Annotated in this window: 30 protein-coding genes; 18 read left to right on the forward strand and 12 right to left on the reverse strand. The window is 67.1% G+C overall.

Features of this window, described 5'->3' with window-relative positions; translation table 11 throughout:
• Nucleotides 1-18 precede the first annotated feature (18 nt).
• Complete coding sequence (locus ACWJI3_RS07720) at nt 19-711, forward strand: DUF3386 domain-containing protein (RefSeq protein WP_094510379.1); 693 nt, start codon at nt 19-21, stop codon at nt 709-711.
• A gap of 104 nt (nt 712-815) precedes the next feature.
• Here the strand turns inward: ACWJI3_RS07720 and ACWJI3_RS07725 are convergent, their stop codons facing one another.
• The 3 genes from ACWJI3_RS07725 to ACWJI3_RS07735 all read right to left on the reverse strand — a co-directional run bounded on the left by ACWJI3_RS07725 (nt 816) and on the right by ACWJI3_RS07735 (nt 3,241).
• Entirely contained in the window at nt 816-1,046 is a 231-nt protein-coding gene (locus tag ACWJI3_RS07725; RefSeq protein ID WP_094510378.1) for a DUF6447 family protein, read from the reverse strand.
• Nucleotides 1,047-1,072: 26 nt separating this feature from the next.
• A complete protein-coding gene (locus ACWJI3_RS07730) occupies nt 1,073-1,372 on the reverse strand; it encodes a hypothetical protein (RefSeq protein ID WP_094510377.1) in 300 nt (99 codons plus the stop codon).
• Nucleotides 1,373-1,501: 129 nt separating this feature from the next.
• Entirely contained in the window at nt 1,502-3,241 is a 1,740-nt protein-coding gene (locus ACWJI3_RS07735) for an ABC transporter ATP-binding protein (protein WP_480203395.1), read from the reverse strand.
• 38 nt (nt 3,242-3,279) lie between these two features.
• Between ACWJI3_RS07735 and ACWJI3_RS07740 the strand changes: the two genes are divergently transcribed.
• Both ACWJI3_RS07740 and tpiA read left to right on the forward strand, forming a co-directional pair.
• The gene (locus tag ACWJI3_RS07740) at nt 3,280-3,465 is read left to right on the forward strand and encodes an RNA-binding S4 domain-containing protein (protein ID WP_255099725.1); all 186 of its coding nucleotides are present in this window, start codon (nt 3,280-3,282) and stop codon (nt 3,463-3,465) included.
• Between the two features lie 29 nt (nt 3,466-3,494).
• On the forward strand, nt 3,495-4,235 hold the full coding sequence (tpiA, locus tag ACWJI3_RS07745; RefSeq protein ID WP_094510374.1) for a triose-phosphate isomerase: 741 nt from the start codon (nt 3,495-3,497) through the stop codon (nt 4,233-4,235).
• A 246-nt stretch (nt 4,236-4,481) separates the two neighbouring features.
• Here the strand turns inward: tpiA and ACWJI3_RS07750 are convergent, their stop codons facing one another.
• Nucleotides 4,482-4,757: a DUF3136 domain-containing protein gene (locus ACWJI3_RS07750; RefSeq protein ID WP_094510373.1), complete on the reverse strand. Its 276-nt coding sequence runs from the start codon at nt 4,755-4,757 to the stop codon at nt 4,482-4,484.
• 556 nt (nt 4,758-5,313) lie between these two features.
• Here ACWJI3_RS07750 and ACWJI3_RS07755 point away from each other — a divergent pair.
• Genes ACWJI3_RS07755 through folP form a run of 3 tightly spaced genes read left to right on the forward strand, consistent with a single transcriptional unit; the run spans nt 5,314 to nt 7,021 of the window.
• Entirely contained in the window at nt 5,314-5,511 is a 198-nt protein-coding gene (locus ACWJI3_RS07755; protein ID WP_480203396.1) for a hypothetical protein, read from the forward strand.
• Entirely contained in the window at nt 5,508-6,146 is a 639-nt protein-coding gene (locus ACWJI3_RS07760; protein ID WP_480203397.1) for a methyltransferase domain-containing protein, read from the forward strand. The genes ACWJI3_RS07755 and ACWJI3_RS07760 overlap by 4 nt, the downstream gene beginning before the upstream one ends.
• Nucleotides 6,147-6,154: 8 nt before the next feature.
• The gene (gene folP / locus ACWJI3_RS07765) at nt 6,155-7,021 is read left to right on the forward strand and encodes a dihydropteroate synthase (RefSeq protein ID WP_480203398.1); all 867 of its coding nucleotides are present in this window, start codon (nt 6,155-6,157) and stop codon (nt 7,019-7,021) included.
• On the opposite strand, the gene ACWJI3_RS07770 is transcribed toward folP, so the two are convergent.
• Nucleotides 7,005-7,214, reverse strand: coding sequence for a hypothetical protein (locus ACWJI3_RS07770; protein ID WP_255099728.1), 210 nt, complete (start codon nt 7,212-7,214; stop codon nt 7,005-7,007). The two genes, folP and ACWJI3_RS07770, sit on opposite strands and share 17 nt — an antisense overlap.
• 25 nt (nt 7,215-7,239) lie before the next feature.
• The gene (locus tag ACWJI3_RS07775; RefSeq protein WP_480203399.1) at nt 7,240-11,262 is read right to left on the reverse strand and encodes a magnesium chelatase subunit H; all 4,023 of its coding nucleotides are present in this window, start codon (nt 11,260-11,262) and stop codon (nt 7,240-7,242) included.
• Nucleotides 11,263-11,409: 147 nt separating this feature from the next.
• On the opposite strand from ACWJI3_RS07775, the gene dapB reads away from it, so the two are divergent.
• From dapB to ACWJI3_RS07800, 5 genes are all read left to right on the forward strand, one after another.
• Entirely contained in the window at nt 11,410-12,288 is an 879-nt protein-coding gene (gene dapB / locus ACWJI3_RS07780) for a 4-hydroxy-tetrahydrodipicolinate reductase (RefSeq protein WP_369802969.1), read from the forward strand.
• A 4-nt stretch (nt 12,289-12,292) separates the two neighbouring features.
• A complete protein-coding gene (locus tag ACWJI3_RS07785) occupies nt 12,293-12,937 on the forward strand; it encodes a hypothetical protein (RefSeq protein ID WP_094510368.1) in 645 nt (214 codons plus the stop codon).
• A gap of 154 nt (nt 12,938-13,091) precedes the next feature.
• Nucleotides 13,092-13,364: a high light inducible protein gene (locus ACWJI3_RS07790; protein ID WP_094510367.1), complete on the forward strand. Its 273-nt coding sequence runs from the start codon at nt 13,092-13,094 to the stop codon at nt 13,362-13,364.
• A gap of 81 nt (nt 13,365-13,445) precedes the next feature.
• On the forward strand, nt 13,446-14,669 hold the full coding sequence (locus ACWJI3_RS07795) for an FAD-dependent monooxygenase (RefSeq protein ID WP_480203400.1): 1,224 nt from the start codon (nt 13,446-13,448) through the stop codon (nt 14,667-14,669).
• A gap of 34 nt (nt 14,670-14,703) precedes the next feature.
• Nucleotides 14,704-14,916, forward strand: coding sequence for a DUF2949 domain-containing protein (locus ACWJI3_RS07800; protein ID WP_094510365.1), 213 nt, complete (start codon nt 14,704-14,706; stop codon nt 14,914-14,916).
• 26 nt (nt 14,917-14,942) lie between these two features.
• Here ACWJI3_RS07800 and ACWJI3_RS07805 read toward each other — a convergent pair whose 3' ends face one another.
• On the reverse strand, nt 14,943-15,500 hold the full coding sequence (locus tag ACWJI3_RS07805; RefSeq protein WP_255099730.1) for an adenine phosphoribosyltransferase: 558 nt from the start codon (nt 15,498-15,500) through the stop codon (nt 14,943-14,945).
• A 48-nt stretch (nt 15,501-15,548) separates the two neighbouring features.
• Between ACWJI3_RS07805 and ACWJI3_RS07810 the strand changes: the two genes are divergently transcribed.
• From ACWJI3_RS07810 to ACWJI3_RS07825, 4 genes are all read left to right on the forward strand, one after another.
• Nucleotides 15,549-16,094, forward strand: coding sequence for a DUF3038 domain-containing protein (locus tag ACWJI3_RS07810; RefSeq protein ID WP_094510363.1), 546 nt, complete (start codon nt 15,549-15,551; stop codon nt 16,092-16,094).
• Nucleotides 16,091-16,726, forward strand: coding sequence for a DUF4335 domain-containing protein (locus ACWJI3_RS07815; protein WP_094510362.1), 636 nt, complete (start codon nt 16,091-16,093; stop codon nt 16,724-16,726). The genes ACWJI3_RS07810 and ACWJI3_RS07815 overlap by 4 nt, the downstream gene beginning before the upstream one ends.
• A 173-nt stretch (nt 16,727-16,899) precedes the next feature.
• Nucleotides 16,900-17,145 (forward strand): hypothetical protein, encoded by a 246-nt coding sequence (locus ACWJI3_RS07820; RefSeq protein WP_094510361.1) that lies wholly within the window; start codon nt 16,900-16,902, stop codon nt 17,143-17,145.
• A 10-nt stretch (nt 17,146-17,155) separates the two neighbouring features.
• Complete coding sequence (locus ACWJI3_RS07825) at nt 17,156-17,602, forward strand: hypothetical protein (RefSeq protein WP_198948199.1); 447 nt, start codon at nt 17,156-17,158, stop codon at nt 17,600-17,602.
• 30 nt (nt 17,603-17,632) lie between these two features.
• Here ACWJI3_RS07825 and ACWJI3_RS07830 read toward each other — a convergent pair whose 3' ends face one another.
• Nucleotides 17,633-18,085, reverse strand: a complete 453-nt coding sequence (locus ACWJI3_RS07830) for an EF-hand domain-containing protein (RefSeq protein ID WP_158217396.1) — start codon at nt 18,083-18,085, stop codon at nt 17,633-17,635.
• 263 nt (nt 18,086-18,348) lie between these two features.
• On the opposite strand from ACWJI3_RS07830, the gene ACWJI3_RS07835 reads away from it, so the two are divergent.
• The 3 genes from ACWJI3_RS07835 to ACWJI3_RS07845 all read left to right on the forward strand — a co-directional run bounded on the left by ACWJI3_RS07835 (nt 18,349) and on the right by ACWJI3_RS07845 (nt 20,911).
• On the forward strand, nt 18,349-19,074 hold the full coding sequence (locus ACWJI3_RS07835; protein WP_094510359.1) for a response regulator: 726 nt from the start codon (nt 18,349-18,351) through the stop codon (nt 19,072-19,074).
• A 3-nt stretch (nt 19,075-19,077) separates the two neighbouring features.
• On the forward strand, nt 19,078-20,409 hold the full coding sequence (locus ACWJI3_RS07840) for an ATP-binding protein (RefSeq protein ID WP_094510358.1): 1,332 nt from the start codon (nt 19,078-19,080) through the stop codon (nt 20,407-20,409).
• 82 nt (nt 20,410-20,491) lie between these two features.
• Complete coding sequence (locus ACWJI3_RS07845) at nt 20,492-20,911, forward strand: hypothetical protein (RefSeq protein ID WP_480203401.1); 420 nt, start codon at nt 20,492-20,494, stop codon at nt 20,909-20,911.
• Nucleotides 20,912-20,969: 58 nt separating this feature from the next.
• Here the strand turns inward: ACWJI3_RS07845 and ACWJI3_RS07850 are convergent, their stop codons facing one another.
• The 4 genes from ACWJI3_RS07850 to ACWJI3_RS07865 all read right to left on the reverse strand — a co-directional run bounded on the left by ACWJI3_RS07850 (nt 20,970) and on the right by ACWJI3_RS07865 (nt 22,728).
• A complete protein-coding gene (locus ACWJI3_RS07850; protein WP_158217395.1) occupies nt 20,970-21,107 on the reverse strand; it encodes a hypothetical protein in 138 nt (45 codons plus the stop codon).
• 42 nt (nt 21,108-21,149) lie between these two features.
• On the reverse strand, nt 21,150-21,629 hold the full coding sequence (locus tag ACWJI3_RS07855; protein ID WP_480203402.1) for a hypothetical protein: 480 nt from the start codon (nt 21,627-21,629) through the stop codon (nt 21,150-21,152).
• 463 nt (nt 21,630-22,092) lie between these two features.
• Nucleotides 22,093-22,311, reverse strand: coding sequence for a hypothetical protein (locus ACWJI3_RS07860; RefSeq protein WP_094510356.1), 219 nt, complete (start codon nt 22,309-22,311; stop codon nt 22,093-22,095).
• Between the two features lie 153 nt (nt 22,312-22,464).
• The gene (locus ACWJI3_RS07865; protein WP_233132723.1) at nt 22,465-22,728 is read right to left on the reverse strand and encodes a DUF6737 family protein; all 264 of its coding nucleotides are present in this window, start codon (nt 22,726-22,728) and stop codon (nt 22,465-22,467) included.
• Nucleotides 22,729-22,978: the final 250 nt, after the last annotated feature.

The raw sequence follows: 22,978 nt of genomic DNA on the forward strand, positions 1-22,978 counted from the left end.
GGCCCCTGCCCGAAACCATTGACCACCACCGCTCCCCCCAGCTCCGTCGTGGCTCCCGGCACCGACATCACCGACCTGTTCCGCGCCGCCTACGAGAACCGCTACACCTGGGAACCCGGCTTCGCCGGTTACCAGGGCCGCTGCGTGTGGGAGCAGGGCGACCGTCGGGTGGAAGGCCGCTTCGTGGTGGGCGCTGACCTCAAGGCCAGCGTGGAGGGGATCGACGACGCCGAAATCAACAAGGCCGTGGCCTCCCAGCTCTGGGAGGTGTGCATCCACCGGGTGCGCCGCACCTTCGAGCAAACCCACAGCGCCAACACCTTCACCGCCGGCGACACCGATGCGGTGGGCCTGGAGGTGATCGTGGGCGGCAAGGGCAGCGGCGACCGCTACCGCATCAAGGACAACGTGGTGACGATGGTGCACCGCCACATCCACGGCACGGTGGTGACGATCTTCACGCTGGAAACCACCGACACGGGCGCCGGCTACCTGAGCCGCCGCTACAGCAGCGCCTACAGCGACCCTGCCACCGGCGTCGCCCGTGGTGGCACCAGCCACTTCACCGACACCTTCGTGCCCCTGGCCGGCATCGGCCCCTGGGTGCTGAGCGAGCGCGTGATCGCCAGCGACGCAGGGAGCGGCGCCTCAGCAGCAGAGGGTGAGGCGGGCGAGCAACGCTTCCGCTTTGAAGACCTGCAGCCGGTCTGATACAAGCCGTTCTGATCGCAGCCGCAAACCCCGGCCCTTCTGCAGCCACGGGCCGGGGGGCGACGCTCGGGGTTAGGGACTCCAGGTACTGGAGCCCACTGCGCTCAAAAGGGCTCCGGCAGGGGCGGGACGGTTTTGAGGCGCTCGTTGAGCTGATGGGCCATCGACTGGCGCCCCACCGCCAGCACCTTCAGGGTGTCTTCGTGCAGGCGGAGCTGGTTGTCGGCCACCTGCATGCCGCGCACCAGTTCCTTGAGGTCGTCGGGCAGCGTGTTCAGGTCGTAGCGCTTGCCCTCGAAGGTGAGCACGGGTGGGTTGGAAGCGGCGTCTGTCAAAGCCAGCACAAAGGGGATCGCTCATTTTAGGCCGGCTGGCGCCGCCGTTTGAAGAAGAACATCAGCAGGGGCCCCACCTGCGAGGCTTCCACCATCTCCCACCCTTCCGCGCCCAGCAAATTGAGGAAGAACTGCAGCTGCCCAGCCGGATGGCGCGGCGGCGGCGGGGCGCCGTAGAACTCCGGAAACTCGCTGGCGATGAATTCGGGGCTCAAGGCACCTCGCAGCCGCTCACTGGCGGCTTCCGCGCTGGGGGGTTCGGGAGGGGTGCCACTCTCCAGGTTGATGTGGATGACCCGGTATTCCCACAGAGGCAGATCGGTCATGGCCGGCGGTGCGAAGGGGGAGCGAGCGGCGTGGGGAGAAGAGCCGGGTGGGAGCCAGACCAGCAGAAAGCGGGAAGGGAGGCCAGCCAAGCGGCAGGCCGGGCTTGAGCCCGGCGATCCGGGACCTGCTCAGTCCGCCACGCGGATCAGCTGACGCTGGCACAGCTCGCGGTATCGCCCGCCCCGGGCCATCAACTGATCATGGCTGCCCGACTCGACGATGCTGCCGGACTCGAGCACCAGGATCTGATCGGCCTCCTGCACTGTTGCCAGGCGGTGGGCGATCACCAGCACGGTGCGGCCGGCCATCGCCTGGCGCAGGCCCTGCTGCACCGCCTCCTCTGCCTCCGCATCCAGGGCACTGGTGGCTTCATCGAGAAGCAACACCGCCGGATCGCCAAGCACCGCCCGGGCGATGGCCAGGCGCTGCAGCTGACCACCGGAGAAATTGCTGCCCCGCTCCTCGATACGGGCGTCGTAGCCGCCCGGCAGAGCTTCGATGAAACCGGCCGCGTTGGCCAGTACGGCAGCCTGATGCACCTGTGCATCGGAGGCGACACGTCCGAAGCGGATCGCCTCGGCCACCGTGCCGGAGAACACGCTGCTCTGCTGGGGCACCAGGGCCACGGCACGGCGCAGGTCGCCGGAGCGCAGCCGGGCCAGATCCTGGCCGTCCAGCAGCACCCTGCCCCGCTGGGCGGTGTTGAAGCGCAGCAGTAATGAAAAGAGCGTGCTCTTGCCCGCGCCGGACGGTCCCACCAGCGCCACCAGCTGCCCGGGCTCAGCACAAAGCTCAAGGCCCTGGAGCACAGGGCGCTCGGGGTCGTAGCCGAACCAGACGCCCTCCAGACGCACCTCCCCACGCACGGGGCCCAGGGGCAGGGCGCCTGCATCGTCGGGAGGTTCAATCGGCTCCTGCTCGATCGCCCGCAGCCGCTTGAGCGAGGCCTGGCCCTGCTGGAGTTCGTTGTAGTTGGTCGTGAGGTGGGAGATCGGATCGATCAGCATGAGCAGGGCTGCCACATAGCTGCTGAAACCCTGGCTGGTGAGGCCGCCCGCCTGAATCCGCGAAGCGCCGATCAGCAGCACCGAAAGGATCCCGGCCGCTTCGATGAAGCCCACCACCGGATGCTGGAGCGCCAGCAGTCGCATGGTGCGGTAGCGGGCGCGGCGGTGCAGGTCGATCTCCTGCTCAAAGCGCTGCTGCAGCCAGGTCTCGGCGGCGAAGGCGCGCACCAGCGGCAGGCCTCCGATCGCTTCTCCCAGCAGGCCGGCCAGTTCGCTCACCTGCTTCTGGCTGCGTTCGGCCGCCCCCATCACCTTGGCTCCGAAGGCGCTCACCAGCACGGCCACCAGCGGCGCCAGCAACAAGGTGGCGAGCGACAACTTCCAATCGAGGAAGACCATGTAGCCGAACACCACGATCAGCTGCAGCAGGCTGGGGGTGGTGTCCTGAATCGTCTTGTAGATCACCTCCGCCACCCGGTCGGCGTCTTCGGTGAGGCGGTAGGTGAGATCGCCGGCGGAGAGCTTCTCCAGGGAGGCGAATTCCAGGCGCTGCAGGCGCGCGAACAGCTGGCTGCGCAGCGCCTGGCCTACCTGCAGGGCCGGGGAGGCCAGCAGGGTGTCCTGGCCGAACTGGGCCAGCTTCTGCACCAGAAACACCAGCAGGGCCAGGCCGATCGCCCGCAGCACCGCCGGGAAATCACCGGCGCCGATAGAGGGGATCAGCTGACCGGCCAGCCAGGCGAGCAGGGGCCAGCAGGCCACGAAGATCACCATGCAGACCCCGCCGGCGATCAGATTGCGGCGATGGGGCCCGAGCAGCGGCAGCAGCCCGCGAAAACCGGCCGGTGGGGGTGCGAGCATCGGCGAACCTTATCAGCGCCCTTTCGGCGCCTCCCTGGGTGCGGCTTGACCAGTTCCTCAAATGGCAGGGCGTGATGGCCACAGGTGGCGAGGCCAAGCTGCGGGTGCAGAACGGTGAGGTGCGCGTGAACGGCGCTATCGAGCTGCGCCGCGGCCGCCAGCTGGTGGCGGGCGACCGGGTGGAGTGGCAGGGCATTGAGTTGGAGGTACCCCCCTCGGCCTAGGTTGTTGGGCACCTCAGCGAGAGAAGGCGGTGCGCAAGGCGGTGATTGCAGGCAACTGGAAAATGCACATGACCTGCGCAGAGGCGCGGGCCTACGCCGGAAGCTTCGTGCCGTTGATGGCCGATCTTCCTGAGGATCGGGTGGTGGTGCTGGCGCCGCCCTTCACCGCCATCGCCGCGCTGAGCGAAGCCCTGGCAGGGAGCGACATCAAGCTCTCCAGCCAGAACGTCCATTGGGACAACGGCGGCGCCTACACAGGCTCCATCTCGGCAGACATGCTCAAGGAGCACGGGGTTTCGTACGCGATCGTGGGCCACAGCGAGCCCCGCAAGTACCACTCCGAGAGCGATGAGCAGATCAATCGCCGCGCCCTCAGCGCCCAGGCGGCCGACCTGATTCCGATCGTGTGTGTGGGTGAAACCGACAGCCAGCGCAGCGCTCGCGAAACCGAGCGGGTGATCCGCCGCCAGGTGGAGCAGAGCCTGGAGGATCTTGATCCCAGCCGAATGGTCGTGGCCTATGAGCCGATCTGGGCAATCGGCACCGGCAAGACCTGCGACGCCGCTGAGGCCAACCGTATTTGTGGCCTGATCCGCAGCTGGGTGGGTTATCCGGATGTGGTGATTCAGTACGGCGGCTCGGTGAAAGCCGACAACATCGACCAACTGATGGCTCAGAGCGACATTGACGGTGTGCTGGTGGGGGGCGCTTCGCTCGACCCGATCAGCTTTGCCCGCATCGCCCAGTACCGCGTGCCGGTCACCATCTGAGCCCTGGCCTGGAGCATCGGATCGGGCCGATCCGGATGGTTGCGCCGCTCTCGGCCAGATCGAGTTGCGGCGACAGTTGCCGGCGGAACAGCCATAGAAGTGCAAGCCATCGCGGCCCAGGCCTCGGATGTTCAAGCCATGACTCAGCAAGCCGCGGCTGGTTATGGGAATCCGCTCGCCATCCTGCAGGCTTGAATTCCGGGAGCGGCAACGCGCAATCTGGCGCTGATCAGCTGGACATCAGAATCAGGTGCTGGGAGCGGGGGAGCCGCTGGTGCCCAACGAGCCGTTGTTTGGCAGGTCGCCGTATTCACGTTTCAGCAGCACGTAGAGGTAATCGGGCGACTTATAGCGGGAGGGGTAGCAGTGAAAGATGGTTTCGAGGCGATCCCAGCAGACGGTTCGTTGGATCTTGACGAGGGATTTTCCCTCTCTTACCAGGATGCGGAGGGCCTTGCAATAGAGATGATAATTCGCTTCGAGTTCGCCAACGGTGAGATTGGCCGCGCGCGCTTCGGTCATGTGGTGAACTCCTGGGGATTCACGCCAACTGGCGTGGATGAGAAAAAAGACTTACCGCCTGCCATCCGTAGCGTTGTGGCTGGATGGCCTCTCCACTAACCGCTCTCAACCACGTGGCCATCCCTCATGAAAAACTCAGGCGGGGAACACTCCTTGCGGAGGCCATACCACAAGGGCCGTAGGGGCATTGTCCTCAGCGGCATTGTGCTCCGCAGGCCACTGTGTTCATTCAACCCTGCCATGGGCCCGGGGCATGTTTGTGGCGGACATGGAGGGAAAGAAACGCCAACATCAATGCAATGGCTGAAGCGAACGTTCTGCTCCCTGCACGACCCTACGGCGACCCACGCACCACTGCGGTCGCCAGGGAGGCCCGACATCAAGCTTCATGCTCTACATCACGACATATGAAGCAGGCCAGCAGAAATACTCATGCAAACCCACAACCCACAGACATGGAGCTCACGACTCCGGCAGCAACCGCGCAGGCTCGCTACACAGAATTCACATGGAAACAGCGGCCTTTCCTACAACCAGTGGCATGAATGACAACGCGATGAGCACTCTTTCCTTCCCCTTGCATCCGGATGAATGGCGGCGCATCCGTGAGGCTCTCCGCTACCAGGCCCGCGACCTGCACCATCGCTCCTACGCGGTGGATGCCGTGCGTCGGGAGTTGCTGTGGGAGGAGATGGATCGCTGCCTGCAGCTCGCCGATCGGATCGAGGTCTTGCTGGCGAAGCCGGAACCATGAGCCCGCCTGAGCCGCCGCAGTGTGCCCTTGCCTGGGACCATCGCTACCGGGAGGGAACCGATGCCTGGGAGCTGGGTCAGCCGGCGCCACCGCTGCAGGCGTTTCTTCAGCACCACGCGCTGGCTCCAGAAGCTCCGGGGAGGGTGCTGGTGCCGGGCTGTGGGCGCGGCCACGAGGCGGGCCTGCTCGCTGCCTCCGGCTTTGCCGCGGTTGGCCTCGATTTCAGCGCAGCGGCGCTGGCAGAGGCCGAGCGGCTGCACGGCAGCAGCCCCGCGCTGCAATGGCTGCAGGCCGACCTGTTCGATCCTCCGGCGCTTGCCGCTGCAGGGCTCACGGCCGGCAGCCTTGAAGGGGTGCTGGAGCACACCTGCTTCTGCGCCATTGATCCTTCACAGCGGAGCACCTACCTCACCACGGTGCGGGAGTTGCTGGCTCCCGGCGGCTGGCTGCTGGGTCTGTTCTGGTGTCACCCGCGCCCGGGCGGGCCGCCCTACGGCGCCGAGGCCGGCGCCCTGGCTCGGCAGGTTGAGCAGGCAGGCTTCACCAAGGCCTGCTGGGAAGCGGCTGTGGGCTCCGCCAGTGGCCGCAACGGGCAACCACGCGATCATGAGTGGCTGGGCTTGTGGCGGCGGTGAACACGGCAATGGCAACGTCCTCGGCTCCGGCCCTGGCCTGGGGAACGCGCACCTATGTGATGGGGGTGCTCAACCTCACCCCCGATTCCTTCAGCGACGGGGGGCGCTATCCCACGCCGGAGGCGGCGCTGCGCCAGGCCCGGCGCATGGTGGTGGCGGGCGCCGATCTGCTCGACCTGGGCGGTCAGAGCACACGCCCCGGCGCCGCCGAGATCAGCGCCAGCGAAGAAATGGCCCGGGTGCTGCCGGTGCTCGCGCTGATCCGTGCCGCCTTTCCGGACGGCAGAGGGCCGTTGCTGTCGGTCGACACCTTTCGCGCTGCGGTGGCCGAGGCGGCCCTGGCCTCCGGTGCCCACTGGATCAACGACGTCAGCGGTGGGCGGCGCGAGCCGGAGCTGTTACAGGTGGTGGCGGCAGCCGGCTGCCCCTACGTGCTGATGCACAGCCGCGGCGACAGCCGCACCATGGACCAGCTCGCCACCTACAAGGCTGTGACGGCAGAGGTGGGCGAGGAGCTGCTGCGGGCCACGGAGCGGGCCGTGGCCGCCGGAGTGAACACCGCGCAGGTGATCTGGGATCCGGGCCTGGGCTTCGCCAAGACCACCGAACACAACCTCACCCTGGTGCGTGAGTTGAGCCAGTTGCGTGCCGCAGGCTTCCCCCTGCTGGTGGGCCCTTCACGCAAACGCTTCATCGGCGCTGTCCTGGAGGAGCCACGGCCGCGGGCACGCCTGTGGGGAACAGCGGCGGTGAGCGCCTTGGCCATCAGCCAGGGAGCCGATGTGCTGCGTGTGCATGATGTGGGCCCGATCGCCCAGACGGCCCGCATGGTGGACGCCGTCATGAGGTCGCAGGGGTTCAGTCTTGAGGGGTGAGGAAGCGGCCGGAGAGGCGCACAGCCAACACCACCGCCGCGATCCCGTACGAGGTGAACGTGATCGCCTGAGCAACCGTGCCGGCGTCATACGCGCCGCGCTCCAGCAGCACGAAATCGGCCAGGGAAGACGCCGTGCCCCAGAGCAGCACCCAGACGCTCACGTAAGCCACACCTTTGAGGGCTGGAGACATAAAAGAGGACCGTGATGGGTTGACCTTAAGCGGTGGTGACCCCTTCAATGCGATCTTCGATTTCCTGGTAGATCTCCTGCAGTTGGGCGATGTTTTCATCGCTGGTCTCCCAGTAGCCGCGGCCGTTGACTTCCAGCAGCGTGCCCACGATGCGGCGGAAGCTGTGGGGGTTGAGCTCCATCAGCCGCTTGCGCATCTCCTCATCGTTGATGAAGGTGTCATTGGCCTCCTCGTAGACGAAGTTGTCGACAGCGCCGCTGGTGGCACTCCAGCCCAGGGTGAAGTTGAGCCGCTTCGCCACCTCACGCACACCCTCGTAGCCGGAGTTGAGCATGCCCTCATACCACTTGGGGTTGAGCAGCTTGGTGCGTGAATCGAGGCGGATGGTTTCGCTCAGGGAGCGCACCTGGGCGTTGGCGGTGGTGGTATCGGCGATGTAGCTGGTGGGGGCCTTGCCGTCGTCGCGCAGGCCAGCGATCAGCTTGGTGGGGTCGGAGTCGAAGTAGTGGCTCACGTCGGTGAGCGAGATCTCCGCCGAATCCAGGTTCTGGAAGGTTACGTCGGCGGTTTTCATCGCCGACTCGAACACCTCCCGGTTCTGGTTCATCTCCCCGGGGTTGTCGGCATTGAAAGCGAAGGTTTTGCGCGAGAGGTACATCTCCTGCAGCTCGCCCTCCTCCTCCCAGGTGCTGTTCTCCACCGCCAGGTTCACGTTGGAGCTGTAGCTGCCGCTGGCATTGGAAAACACCCGGGTGGCCGCCTCGCGCAGGCTGATGCCCTGGGCCGCAGCCTGCTCCTGGCTGTGCTTGCGCACAAAGTTCATCTCTAGGGGCTCATCGGCCTCGGCGGCCATCTTCACGCCCTGATCGATCAGCCCCATCTGATTGATGAAGAGATCGCGAAACACCCCGGAGCAGTTCACCACCACATCGATGCGGGGGCGCCCCAGCTCCTCCAGCGAGATCAGCTCCAGCTTGTTCACGCGGCCGAGGGAATCGGGCACGGGGCGCACACCGATGAACCAGAGGATCTGCGCCAGCGATTCGCCGTAGGTCTTGATGTTGTCGGTGCCCCAGAGCACGCAGGCGATCGTCTCCGGCCAGGTTCCCTGTTCGGCTCGCTGGCGTTCGATCAGCCGGTCGACCACCACCTTGGCTGCCGCGATCGCGGCGCGGGTGGGAATCGCCTGGGGATCAAGGGCGTGGATGTTCTTGCCACTGGGCAGCACGCCGGGATTGCGGATCGGATCACCGCCGGGGCCTGGGATCACATATTCGCCATCAAGAGCCCGCAGCAGGCTCTCCATTTCCATGTCGGCGCAGATCTGCTCGAGGCAGAAGCGCAGATAGCCGAACAGGTTGTCGAGCTCGGCGGCATCCACCCCGGGAAAACCCGCCGCCCGGCAGGCGCTCAGCCAGGGGCTGGGCAGCCGCACTCCGAAACGCTCCAGCAGATCGAAGAACCAGCCGAAGTTGCCGCGCAGGTTGACGCGGCCATCGCTGCCGGTGACGGAACGCACCATCGAGGCCACCGCCTTGCGGCACGCCTCGGTGATCGTCTGGTTGAGCTCCACATCCGCCAGCACACCGGCGTCATTGCCTTTGTAGACATCGCTGATCGTGCGGCCGAGGCTTTCGGCCAGCAGGGCCGGCAGGCTGCGGTAGCCCTCCTCTTCCCGCTCAAGGGCGGCGATGTTCACCAGGGTGGCGATCGCCTCCTCGGCGGTGGGGGGCTTGCCGATCGTGTGCAGGCCACAGGGCAGCAGCCGGCTCTCGATCTCCATCAACTGGCGGTACACCGCCCCCACCACGGCGTCACGGCCATCGAGATCGAGCGCGCTGGCTTCCCCCTCCGGCAGGGTCACGTCCTTGTCGAGGTTGCACTGACGCGCCGTTTCCACGATCGCGTTGACGATCTGCACACCCCTGGAGCTCTCACGCAGCTGCTGGTAGGAACCCACCAGCTCGCCCAGCTCCTTGAGCCCCTTGTAGAGGCCGGCGTTTTCAGCTGGAGGGGTGAGGTAGCTGATCGTGGCGGCGTAGCCGCGCCGCTTGGCGATCGTGGCCTCCGAAGGGTTGTTGGCCGCGTAGTAGTAGAGGTTGGGCAGGGCACCGATCAACGAATCGGGGTAGCAGGTTTCGCTCATGCCCATCTGCTTGCCGGGCATGAACTCCAGCGAGCCGTGGGTGCCGAAGTGCAGCACCGCATCGGCGCCCCACACCTTCTCCAGGTAGGTGTAGTAGGCGGCAAAACCGTGATGGGGGCTGGCGCTGCGGGAATAGAGCAGCCGCATCGGATCGCCCTCGTAGCCGAAGGTGGGCTGCACCCCCACGAACACGTTGCCGAAGTGGCGGCCGTAGATCAGCAGGTTGGTGCCATCGGAGTTGAGGTTGCCGGGCGGCTTGCCCCAGTTCTCCTCGAGCCGCTCGGAATAGGGAGTGAGGCGCTCGTACTCCTCCACGCTCATGCGGTGGGCGATCGCCAGCTCCGGAGCACCCTGCAGCGCTTCGGGGTCATTGATCACCGCTTCCATCAGCGCCTTGGCATCCCGCGGCAGGTTCTGCACGTCGTAGCCCTTGCGCTTCATCTCCTCCAGCACGCGGTGAATCGAGCCGAACACGTCGAGGTAGGCGGCGGTGCCCACATTTCCCTTGTCGGGCGGGAAGCTGAACACCGTGATCGCCAGCTTCTTGTCGATGCGCGGCTTGGTGCGCAGCGAAGCCCAGCGGATCACCCGTTCGGCGATCGCCTCCACCCGGTCCTGCAGGGTGTGGGCCTTGCCAGTGGCGTCGTCGCGGCCGCTGAGCACGATCGGCTCGATCGCGCCATCCAGTTCAGGGATGGCGATCTGCAGGGCCACCTGGACCGGGTGCAGGCCCAGGTCACTTTCTTCCCACTCCTGGGTGGTCTGGAACACCAGGGGCAGGGCCACCATGTAGGGCCGGTTGAGCTTGGAGAGCGCCTCAATGGCGCGGGGATGATCCTGGCGGGCGGGGCCGCCGATCAGGGCGAAGCCGGTGAGGCTCACCACCCCATCCACGATCGGCTGCTCGGGATTGAGCGGGTCGTAGAAGAAGGCCTTCACCGGTTTGGAGAAGTCGAGACCACCGCAGAACACCGGGATCACGGTGGCGCCGCGGTATTCGAGCTCCTGAATCACCGCCACGTAGTGGGCGTCGTCGCCGGTGACGATATGGCTGCGCTGCAGCACCAGGCCGATCACCGGGCCACTGCGGGCCTTGTTGCTCAGATCCTGCCGGCTGGCCTGCCAGTTGAGGTATTCCTTGAGGTCTTCGAACATCCCCGGCGCCATCGGGTGCCAGATGCCGAGGTCGGGGAACACCACCGGTTCGGCCACCTCGAGCAGCGGCCGGTCGCTCTCACCGCGGGGAAAGGCGTACTTGTCGGCCAGCATCAACAGGAAGTTGCGCAGGTTGTCCGGCGTGCCGCCCAGCCAGTACTGAAAACTCAGCATGAAGGAGCGGGCATCCTGCGCCTTCTCCACCGGCAGGTACTTGAGCACCGTCGGCAGGGTGTTGAGCAGCTTCAACATCGCGTCCTGGAAGCCGGCCCCATTGGCCTCCTTCCGCTTCTTCATGAAGCTGGCGATGGCGCTCTTGCTCTGGCCCAGCTGCGCCATCGAGAAGGTGCCCAGCTTGTTGAGGCGCATCACCTCGGGCATCGAGGGGAACACCACCACGGCTTTGAGCCGGTCGCGGTGGGGGGCCACGGCCTCCACCACCTTCTGGGCCAGGTCCTCGATGAAGATCAGCGAGGCGATGAACACGTCGGCTGCCGCCACATCGGCGCAGAAGGCGGCGTAGTTCTCCGGATCACGCAGCTCCTCGATCAGGTAGCCGCACAGCTCCACCGCCAGGGCCGGGTTGTGTTCGTTGAGGCTGGTGGCGGCCGTGGTGAGGGCGTTCTGGTACTGGGGTTCGAGCACCACATACACCGCCTTCATCACCGGGCGGCCGTCCGAGCCCGCAGGGGCGGCGCATCCGGCCGGGCTGACCCGACGGCTGGCGGAGCGGACCTGCGTGAACATGGGCGTGCAGATTGAGCAATGTGAAGGAGCCTACGGAAAGCGGCGGCGGCAGGTGGGGTTTCCGGCCAAGGCGTAACAGGCCCGTACCCAGCCGGCCTGCCCCGCGACGGCCATAGGCTCGCCCCAGCGAAGAGCCTGTCTGCGCCCATGACCGCCACCCCACCACCGGCGCCTGCGATGCCGCCCGCCACTTCGGCGGAGCCGATCCCCGTGGTGGTGGCCGGCGCCCTCGGCCGCATGGGCGCGGAGGTGATCAGGGCCGTGCTGGCCGCCCCCGATTGCGCCTTGGTGGGAGCCATCGACACCACCCCCGGGGCCGAGGGCGACGACGTGGGCGAGCGGCTGGGCCTGGGGCCGCTGGAGCTGGCGGTCACGGCCGATCTGGAAGGTTGCCTCTGCCAGGCCAGCCAGGCGGCCCGCCACCAGAGCGCCGGCGCCGTGCTGGTGGACTTCACCCATCCGAAGGTGGTGTACGAGCACACCCGCGCCGCCATCGCCTACGGGGTGCACCCGGTGATCGGCACCACGGGCCTCTCCCCCACGCAGCTGGAGGATCTGGCCAGTTTTGCCGCCAAGGCGGGCGTCGGCGGAGCCGTGATCCCCAACTTCTCGGTGGGCATGGTGCTGCTGCAGCAGGCCGCCGCGGCCGCCGCCCGCTTCTACGACTTCGCCGAACTCACCGAACTGCACCACAACCGCAAGGCCGATGCCCCCAGCGGCACCTGCATCAAGACCGCCGAGCTGATCGAGGAGCTGGGGAAATCCTTCAATGCCGCCCAGGTGGAGGAGACCGAAACCCTGGCGGGCTGCCGCGGCGGCCGGCGCGAGAGCGGCCTGCGGCTCCATTCGGTGCGCCTGCCCGGTCTGGTGGCCCACCAGGAGGTGATGTTCGGCGCGGCGGGCGAAACCTATACCCTTCGCCACGACACGATCGACCGCTCCGCCTACATGCCCGGCGTGCTGCTCACCGTGCGCCGGGTGCGGCAGCTGCAGGGGCTCGTCTACGGCCTCGAACGTCTGCTCTGAGGCCATGCTGGTTCCCGTCAAGCCCGCTGAGCTCCAGAAACTGATCCCGGCGGTGGCCAGCGGTCCGCAGTTCAACGCCTGCAGCGGCAACCCCCGCAAGATCCTGCAGCGGGTGCTGATCGCCGTGATCGGTGGGGTGATCTCGCTGCTGATCGCCCAGAGCCAGTTCTCCTACCGCTTCGGGCCGGTGTGGCTGGTGGCGGGCTTCGTGTTCCTGCTCTATGTGCTCTGGGGCCCGATCCTGGAGGCGGGGCGCAAGAACAGCGTGCTGCGCCGCTACCCGGCAGGGGCGATCTTCGAAGGGGTGGTGGCCGATCTGTTCACCCGCGAGCTGGTGGAGGAACGGAAGGAGCAGGCCGATGCCCGCGGACGGCTGGAGCTGGTGGAGAACCGTCGTACCTGGCTGTGCCTGGAGCTGGAAGACGACGACGGTTACCTGGGCCAGATCCGCTTCCCGATGGAAAAGAAGCACAAGGTGATCCGCCGGGGCATGGTGATCCGTTGCCTGGCCCTGAGCGAGCGGCCCGATTTCGTGCGCATCGGCGCCCTCACCGACGCCTGGTTGCCGCAGCTGAAGCTCTGGGTCGGCGAGTACCCCTATCTGCTGCGCCCAGCCTTCGAGGAGCTCTGCCTGCGGCGCCTGCGCTGAAGCCCGCCGCCAGCCAGCGCCGTGGCCGCGCAGACACCGGGTCGCCTCCACCGGGGTGCTTGGACTGGGGAGGGCATGCGCCTGAGCATTCGCGACATCCGTTTACGTTGCGCAATATTCTGTTACATTGATCCCATCACCACCGAGGAGCCCCATGGCCCAGGCCACCACCACCGCCCCCGTCTCCGCCACTGAGCGCGCCACCATTCGCGGCGCCACCGTCACCACCGAAGACGGCGGCCGCCTCAATGCCTTCGCCACCGAGCCCCGCATGGAAGTGGTGAGCGCCGAGAGCGGCTGGGGCTTCCATGAGCGCGCCGAGAAGCTCAACGGCCGTATGGCCATGCTCGGCTTCATCGCCCTGCTCGCCACTGAATTCGCCCTCGGCGGTGAGGCCTTCACCCGCGGCCTGCTCGGCATCGGCTGATCGCCGGCCCGCACGGGCCGGTGGGGATCACCGGCCACGCCCCCTCAACCAGCCGCAGCAGAATCCTGCTGCGGCTTTTTCATGGGCGATTCCCTGGACCGGCATTCCGACCATCTGACCAGCGAGCTGCAGGCCCGGGTCCGCGGCGCCGGTCCCACCGGCGCCCTGACCGCCCTGGCCCTGGCCGAGGCCGGCTGGCAGGTGGAGCTGGAGGATCCGCTCACCGCCAGCCAGCTGCTGGCCCGCAACCGCGCCTACGCGCTCACCCATTCCAGCCGCCGACTGCTGGAGCGCCTGCAGCTGTGGGAGGAGCTCGCTCCGGAGCTGGCGCCGTTCCGAGCCCTGGAACTCCACGACCTCGAGCTGGGCCTACAGGTGCCCTTCACCGCCCGCGATCTCGGCCGCCGGGCAGCGTCACCCTCCACCGCCCCGGCGTCCACATGTTCAGCCTCCAGCGGCGACGCCGTGGGCTGGGTGGTGCGCCACACGCCCCTGATGGAGCTGCTGCTGAGGCGGCTGGAGGGTGATGGGCGCGTGCAGCTGGCGCTCGGCAGCCCCGGCAGCCAGACACCGGTGGATCTGCTGGTGGCGGCCGAGGGCGCCGCCTCCTCCACCCGTCAGGGCCTGGGTCTGGCCCACTGGCGCCTTCCTTACAGCCAGTCGTGTCTGAGCGTGCAGGTGCGCCTGCGCGGCTCCGCCAGCGATCAGGCCTGGGAGCTGTTCCGCGCCGAGGGCCCCTTCGCCGTGCTGCCCCTGGGCGGCGATCGCTTTCAGCTGGTGTGGAGCGGCCCGGCCCAGCGCATGCGGCGGCTGGAGAGCCTCGACCCCGTGGCCTTTCTCGACCGGCTGGCCGGCGCCCTGCCCGATGGCCTGCAGGCCGACGCTCTCCTGGACGCGCCGCGGGCATTCCCCGCCGCCCTGGAGCTGAGCGGGGGCTTTCACCGGGGCAACACCGTGCTGGTGGGCGAGACCATGCACCGCTGCCACCCGGTGGGGGGGCAGGGCCTCAACCTCTGCTGGCGAGATGTGGCCGTGCTGCACAAACTGGCGGCCCGCACCGCCCGGGGCAGGCTGCGCCTCAGCCGGCTGCCGGCGGCCTACGGCCGTCGCCGTTGGCCCGATGTGCTGCTCACCCTGCTGGCCACCGACGCCCTGGTGCGGCTGTTCTCGAACCGGCAGTGGCCACAGCGCAGCGTGCGCCAGATCGGCCTGGGCCTGCTGGGCCGGCTGCCGCTGCTGCGGCGCCTCAGTCTCCGGACCATGACCCTCGGTCCTTGCCAGCTACTGGCGCGCTGGTCAGAGTGATGGCGAACTCCAGCCGGTGCTTCCCTTCCGGGCCATGGTGAAGAGCACCTCCCCCCAACCGGTGCCGTCGTCCGCGCTGGTGCGTTACCTGCGCCGGGAGCTGGGTCTGAGCGAAAACGCCCTGGCCCTGGGTGTCAAGCAGGCCCAGCTGGAGCAGGCGCCGCTGCCGGTGATTCTCTGGCGGTTCGGGCTGATCAGCCTGGAGCAGCTCGATCAGGTGCTCGGCTGGCAGGACAGCCAGGATTAAGGACGGTTCAGACCTGCCGCCGTCCCTCAGCTGTAAATGATCAGCGACTCCACCGGATGTCCACCGGGCAGCCGCCGGCGGCCCTCCAGGCCGGCCAGCTCGGCCACGAACCCGAAGCCGCAGAGCGCCCCACCGGCCTCCTCCACCAACTGAGCGCAGGCGGCGGCGGTGCCACCGGTGGCGAGCAGGTCATCGACGATCAGCACACGAGCGCCATCGGCGAGGGCATCGTGCTGGATCTCCAGGCGATCGGTGCCGTACTCCAGCGCATAATCCACGCCACGCACCTGCCCGGGCAATTTGCCGGGTTTGCGCACCGGCACGAAGCCCAGCTCCACCACGGTGGCCAGGGCAGTGCCCACGATGAAGCCGCGGGATTCGATCCCCACGATCAGTTCGGGCTGCAACCGCTCGCACACCTCACTCAGCTGGCGCATCACCTCCTGCCAGCCGAGCGGATCACGCATCAACGGGGTGAGATCCCGGAACAGGATGCCGGGCTTGGGGAAGTCAGGAATGTCTCGCACCAGCTGGCGCAGATCGGGCGGCTGTGCCCTTTCGAGCGAAGGAGATAGGGCGGCCATGGCGGGGGCGGATGACGGATCGGCTCAGGCGCTGGCATCATCGCAGCCATGGCCGATGCAACCCTGACTGAATCCCGATCCCCCAGCCGGCTCAACCGGCGCGGACTGGAACGGCTGGATCTGATGCTGTTGAGCGTGGAAGCCCTCGATCTCAACGGGGGGGAAGCGATGGTGTTCATGGCCCGCCAGCTGGGCTTCGGCGACCTTTTCCCCAACCGGGTGGAGCTGTGGAAACGGCGTTGCTACAACCCACTGCGCCTGGCCTGCCGCCGGGGCGAACTGAGCGAAACCGAAACCGACGCGCTGATCTCGGTGCTGTGCGCCCTCGCCGAGCGCATCTATCCCATGCTCCGCCAGCTGCTGTCATCGTCTGAGCCGGATGTGGTGAGCGTCCAGCGCTGGGAATTGTTCCGCCAGCGCCTCGAGGAGCTGGTGCGGGAACGGCTGAACCCCCGCCGCGGGGGGGTTCAGAAGCTCCTTGACCCCGCGGAGGGTGCCCGTCGCCGTCTTCAGCTCGTGCAGAGTCTGGCCCTCGGCGCCGGCGCGGGGGGATTTGACCGTCTCAAGGCCAGCCTTATGGATGCCGCGGCATGAAACAGAGTTATCGCTACGAGCAGACAAGCTGCCGCCTGCGCCTTGATGGCCTTCCGGATCTGTCCGCCTCCCAGGACGGCGATGCGATCGGCATCCTGACGGGCTGGGAACTCGACCTGATCGGGCGGCCGTCGCTGGAGGGAAAACGCAACCACCTTGAGGCCCTGCTGAGCGTGGTGTTGCCCTATGCCCGCCACCTGGTGAGCGGGGTGCCGCGCCGCTTCGGTGGTGAAGGTTCACCGGTGCAGATCGAGCCCCTCGGCTCTGGCGAACAGAGCCGGCACCGCCTGCGGCTGTTCAGCAGCCAGCCGGACACGCCTCCCCTCGAACTCGACTTCGACGACGCCGAGCTGGCAGATCTCGTGCGCTGCCTCGACCAGTTGCGGCTCGATCCACGTGTGCAGCTCGGCTTCACAATTCCCACCGAGCTGCCGCTGCAGCGCCGCGAAATCCTCGAGCGGGTACCGCTGCGGCGACGGTTGCTCTCCCCGGCGGCAGGGTTGGCAGCGCTGGTGATCACCTCCTCGCTCAGCCTGCTGGTGCCGCTGCCCAAGCCTGTCGCCCCGGGAGGAGAGACCCGACCGGCCGCCACCAGTGCACCGACGACCCCACCGGCCCAAACCGCCCCCTGAACCAGCACCGAGCGTTGCGATCCCAACACCTGGCCCCCAGAACACCCATTACTCTTTCAATGTGTGATCAACGGCACATGGGGAGACGGCTAGGTCCCATGACCGGAACTGGCACACTCCGCCGGCGGGATCCCATCCGTTGAAGGAAAGAACCAAGCCTTGAACACTGCCCGATGACAAAGAGCTGGTCGGAATTGCGGCGCCGCGTGATTCGCCTCGGAGCCTCCTTGGATGTGGTGGTGCGCAGCGATCCGGAAGTGTGCGGCCTCAGCGGCAAGGACTTCCACCTGTCGCTTCACCACGGCGGCCAGGGCGACTGCACCGTGGAAGGGCTCAGCCTGGTGGATTGTCCGAACGAACTGGTGTTGATTGAGTTCGAGCGCTGGATGCGAGGCGCTGGGTACTCCTTCGACACCTGAGCCTGTGGCGATGAACCGCAAACCCGATCCCGGGTTCACCCCCAAGACGGTTCGCAAGGTGTTTCGCAAGCGACGCACCCGTTCAACCTTGCGCGAGTGCCTGCTCGCCTTGCTCAACGCGACTATCGGGCTGGGGTTGCTGGTGGCGCTGCTGCAACTTCCCTCTCGGCTGGATTCGCTCCTGCTGGTGAGCAAAGTCATCAGTGCCGTGCTCGCTGGCCTCGGCCAGATCGGGCTGGGCCTGCTGCAGTTGCTCGCCGGGCTGGCCCAGCTGCTGGGCCTGCTGGTGGTGGTGGCGCTGGCCGTCGGTGCCCTGTGGTTGATGGGCAACGGAGTGTTCCGGCTGGTGCGCCTGCTGGTTCCGGGTGTGGGCAACAGCCTGCGGCTACCGCCGGGCATGGGCCGGGCCATGGCCAAGCTCACCACGATCCGTCCGCCCACGCGACCGCCGCACTAACCCGCAAACCGCCTTCATATCCTGCCGGCGTCAATGTCCTGGGGACAGTGAACGGCGCAACCACCACAGCTCCTCCAACGAAACGCTGCGATCGCGGTTGCGATCCGCTTCGGTGAACTGCCGCCACAGCCATGGGAACCCCGCCGCCTCAGCAGGACTGAGCTGGCCGTCGCGGTTGGTGTCGGCGCGCCGAAAGGTGTCCTGCAGGCGGTTGCCGAGGAAGTGACGCTGGTTCGGGGCCAAGTCCGAGGGCAGTAAGTACCCCCGCCGGCCCTGATCAAGCCGATTGAAATTGATTTCCAGAAACGGATGTCCCCTCACTTCGGCCGGGGTCAGGCGGCCATCGCCATCCCGATCCAGCCGCTGAAACCAGGCTTCCAGCTTCTGTTGATACCTCAGCAGTTGCAAGGTCTCCTGGCACTGCACCGCAGCGGGGCTGACCACCAGGCACCACAAGGCAAGCAGGGAAAGCAGGCGCACCATGGGCCACTGCGCCGCAGGGTTGCATCGCGCCAGAACAACGGCGCGCTGGGGGCGGGATCGAGGGCCTGGCCGTGGCATGCGAGCACCTTATGGAGAAGGTGGCGTCATGGGGTGACCGCGAGCCAGCTGATTCTGAGCAAGCCATGACCGGATCCGACCGTTCCCGGCTTGGGTCATCTTTGAACATGTCCCTCGCCCGTGTCCTCAGGCTTGCTCTGGTCATTCCTCCATACAGTCGGTGCAGAACGGGACTTCTCCCAGCCATGAGCCGAGCCCACACCATCTGGGTGGTGGATGACGACCCCGAACTTCGCCAGCTGCTCAGCAGCTATCTCACCGATCAGGGTTACGAGGTGCGCTGCCTCAACGATGGCCGCCAGCTGATCGCGCGCCTCGAATTCCAGCGCCCCGATCTGGTGGTGCTCGATCTGATGCTGCCGGGCGAGGACGGGCTCACCCTGCTGCGCCGTCTGCGCGACAACCAGGACGACCTGCCGGTGGTGATGCTCACGGCCAAGGGCGAGGCCGTGGACCGGATCATCGGCCTTGAACAGGGAGCCGATGATTACCTCGCCAAGCCGTTCCTGCCGCGGGAGCTCACCGCCCGGATCGAGGCGGTGCTGCGGCGCCGCGGCAACCTGCCGGCCGGCACTCCGGTGGCCGGCGGTGAGCTGGTGGAATTCGGCGACAACGTGCTGGATCTTTCGGCGCGAACGCTTGAACGGGAAGGCAAGAGCATCACGATCACCAGCGGGGAATTCAGCCTGCTGGCCGCTTTCGTGCAGCATCCCCACCGCCCACTGTCGCGTGAACGCCTGATCGAACTGGCCCGCGGTCCAGACAGCGACACCGACAGCCGCAGCATGGACGTGCAGGTGTCACGTGTTCGCCGCCTGATCGAACCTGATGCCAGCCGCCCTCGCTACCTTCAGACGGTGTGGGGCTACGGCTACGTGTTCGTGCCGGATGGGGCCCCGCGGGGCCGTTGAGTCATGGCGGCCTCCCTGCGTTCGGCGGCGCTGCTCTGGCGCCTGGGGGGCTTCTTTCTCGGCGGCTGGGGGCTCAGTCTGCTGCTGCTGCAGATGTTGCTCGGCTCCACCCTCGGCCGCTCTCAGATCGACCAGATGGGTCCGCAGGTGGCCCTGAATCTGCGCCTTTCGGAGCTGGCACTGGAGCGTTTTCCACCGTCCACGGTTTCCCAGCTCAGCGGCCTGCAGCTCGGGGTGGGGCAACCACCCCGGCCGCGGCGTCGGCCCTGGTGGCAGGGCCAGGCCAGCGATGCCCTGCTCGACCGCCAGGCCGCCCAACTGCAGCTCGAACTCTGCCGCCGCCTGCCACGCTGTCCGGTGGTGGTACCCACCGAGGGCGAGAACCGCGGGGTGTGGATCGAGCTGGCCTCACCGCTGGAGCCGGTGTGGCTCTATGCCGCTATCCGTCCCCAGCTCGGTTGGCCGCCCGATCCGCAGCTGGTCACACTCTCGCTGGTGAGCGGCAGCATCATGGCGGGCGCCTTGTTTCTGCTGCTCGAAGTGCAGCGGCCTCTGCGGCAGCTAGAGCGGGCGCTCGGCCGCGTCGGCCTGGAAACGCAACCGGATCGTCTCTCCCAGCGGGGAGCGCCGGAGGTGCGGCGGCTGGCAGGGCACTTCAACGCCATGCTCGAACGGCTGGACAACAGCGAACGCGACCGGGCCACGATGCTGGCCGGCATTGCCCACGATCTAAAGAGTCCGCTCACCCGCCTGCGGCTGCGCCTGTCGCTGGGCAAGGGACCGGATCTGGTCAGCAGCGAGCGGGCCAAAGCGGAGGCGGATCTCGACGATCTCGAGCGGATCACTGGCCAGTTCCTGCTGTTCGCTGGCGGCGGCGGCAGCGAGCTGGCCGTGGAGGTGCCGCTCGAAGAGCTGCTGGCGGAACTGGCGGCGCGCTACGACGGTCGCCCGCTCGAGCTCGACCTGACCCCCGTGCAGGCCTGGGTGCAACCGATCGCCCTGGGCCGGGCCGTCGCCAATCTGATCGACAACGCCCTCAGCTACGGGGAGCCGCCGGTGCGGCTCCGGCTGCGCCCTTTGCCTCGGCAGGGTTTCGAGATGGAGGTCTGGGATCAGGGGAAGGGCATCGCCGAAAGCCAGCGCTCCCAGGCCCTCCTACCGTTCCAACGGCTCGATCAGGCCCGCGGCGGCCACGGGCACTGCGGCCTGGGCCTGGCGATCGCCCAGCGGGTCGCCCGCGCCCATGGCGGCGACGTGTCGCTGGTCACCGGCGAGCCCACCGGTTTCTGTGTGCGCTTCACGGGGCATTCGCTGAACCCGCGTCAGGCGAGCTGATTCCTGGCCGTGACGGGGCGGTGATGATGGGCAGACCATCGACTGCCTGCCTCCGCACCGCTGTCCCCCTGCTGCCTTCCCCATGTCCCCACCCCGGTCGTCCGATCTCCCCGATGGCGAAGCCCCCGATGGCGATGACCAAAATGGCGATGCATGGGAAGACGATCTGCAGGAACGGGACGGGGCCGATCCCACTCCGGCGATTCCAGCCACCGCGCCGTTACTGGGGCCTGATGGAACGCTGCTTTACACCGGCAGCGATGGAATGCAGTACATCGTCTGCGGCGACCCCGATGCGGCGGAGCGCGCACGGCTTCTGGGTGCCTTCGAAGCGCTGCGGGCTGGAGCAGGTCCGCTGGAGGAACTGATCCAGGCCAGCCGGAGCTGGCGGGATGCCGCCTGTGGCCGCGGCCTCAGCCAGGAGCAGGCCACCGAGGTGTTGCTGGGCCGGTTGAGGCAGGCACTGGGCGATGGGGCTGATCCTGCCGACGAATCCAGTTGAGCATCGACGTGAGCGGCCGGTCTGGACAGGACTGGCCGGACTCTGGCCTGACTCCGCCTCAGCTCAGCCGGGCCAGCCAGAGCCCGGCCAGCTGCCACGACGACCAGAGGAACGCCAGCAGGAAGAGCCAGTTGAGCCAGGCCGGCCGGCGCTTGTTTTCCGGAATCATCTCCGCCGTCCCCACTGAGGCGATCATCGCAGGCGCTGTGAAGCCAGGACCCATGCGGTGGCAGCGAGCTCAGGGCTCGGGGCAGGACACCAGCCGGTGAGGCAGCTCGCTGCCGGGACACAGCCCCCAGGTGCGCCCGGAATCGGCATGCAGCCAGCGCACCACGCGAGCACCACCTGTTGCACCTGGCGGTTTCGGCTCAACCTGTCCCGCCTCGATCAGCTTCTGCGCCGGCATCACCTGCTGCAAGATCGCCTGCTCTGGCAGCGTGATCACGCTGAGGTTCACGGCATCGCGGCGGTAGTCGTAGCGGCAGAAACCCAGGCCCGTGCCCGAGCAGTCACTCAGGCTGGCCAGGCTGTTGCCGGCCAGCTTGCGATCAAGCGCATCCGGCTGGCGCCCAGGGGCCGGGCGCCAGCCGAGCCTGCGCAGATGCCTGTCGGCGGCCAATACCGGCCAGCCCACCCGCAGCAGACCCGCCAACGCCGGCGGCGAGGGAACTGGGGGAGCCGAGCCAGTGAGCAGGGCAGCACCCAGCAGGCCTGCCAACCCCCCCGGCAGCAAAACGAACGCACGGGAGGAGCACCGGCGCGCGATCCCCTGGGACAGGGCGGGAAATGGAGGGGTGGATCTTCTGTGCATGCCGTGATGGCCACCCGAGCCGTTTTTTCCTTCCTGGGATTCCCTGGCTGGGGAGCCCTTCATCTGCACCTGCCCCACGCGGGCAACCCGGCCGCCGCTGCTCTGCGGTTGGAAACGGCAAGCCTTGACGGCGAAGCCGAACACCCAGGAGCAGGAGGCGGCGGCGGTGGGCTGCTCACGGGCTTTCTGCGTCGCTATGGGGAAGGAGAGCCCGTGCCCTCCCCTGATCACTGTCTTGGCTGCCTCTACCGCTATCGGATCGTGTTCAGGGCCTCAGGCCGCTGGCCCCTGCGGATCTCGATGTGGTCGCGCTCCGAGGATGAGTCCATTTGGAGCCGACATTGCGGCCCGATGCCCCTGGAGGACTTTGTCAATCGGTTTCATCCGGGAGAGCTCCAGCAGGAATCGGCCCCGGGCGCTTGGCCCGCCTGAGGTCGTGGAGGCCTTCGAGCTGGTTGTACACCGCCAGCAGTTGCAGGCGGATGTGATCGGTGTTCTCGAGTTTGGCGAGGCTGGCCAGAGCCAGCTCAATCTGGGCTTTGCTGTCGATCAGCAACCGGCACTCGTTCGTACCCGGTTCGTAGCTCATGGTGTCGTTCTCTGATCAGGGCTCATGCGGATCGCCATCGGCAGGGTCCCTGCGTTAGCGCCATGAGAGACACCCTATTCAAGGGTCTGGGCACTCCCCTGCTGTCAGATCGGTTGCCATTTCCACAGCTGTTCGTCCGCTGGTCACACCCGGTCACGGGTCCAGGTCCGGGGATTCATTGACGCCCGGATCAGTCACACCACCAGCGTCCATGAGCTGGCCATCTTCGGCAGCAGCAGGCACCAGCACCAGGAACAGCCACCACCACGCCAGTACGGCGGCCACCACCGGTGCGGAGATCCACCAACGAGGCAGCAGCACAAGGCTGGCCGCGCCTATAGCAAGGCCGGTGCCGACGATCGACCAAGGCTGGCACCACCAGGGCTTGTGGCTCCAGAACTGGGCAGATGGGGTCATCAGAAAGCCCAAGAGACATGTTTCTCCATTCTGACGGAGGCCACCGATCACATTCTCAGGGAATGGTCATCGGCACGCGCTCACGGGCAGAGGCGCTTCGGGGGACAGGGCGAACAACAAGCCCTGTTGACGGCATACAAGCCTTCCTGAGGAGGCAAGCGAGCGCACAAAATCAGCCGGCAGAAGAGGCCCAGTAACGATCCATACGAAACTTGGCAGGCGCATCAATCATTAAGCATGTATATTAAGT

The sequence above is a fragment of the Marcopretia estuarina LEGE 06307 genome (assembly GCF_056633115.1).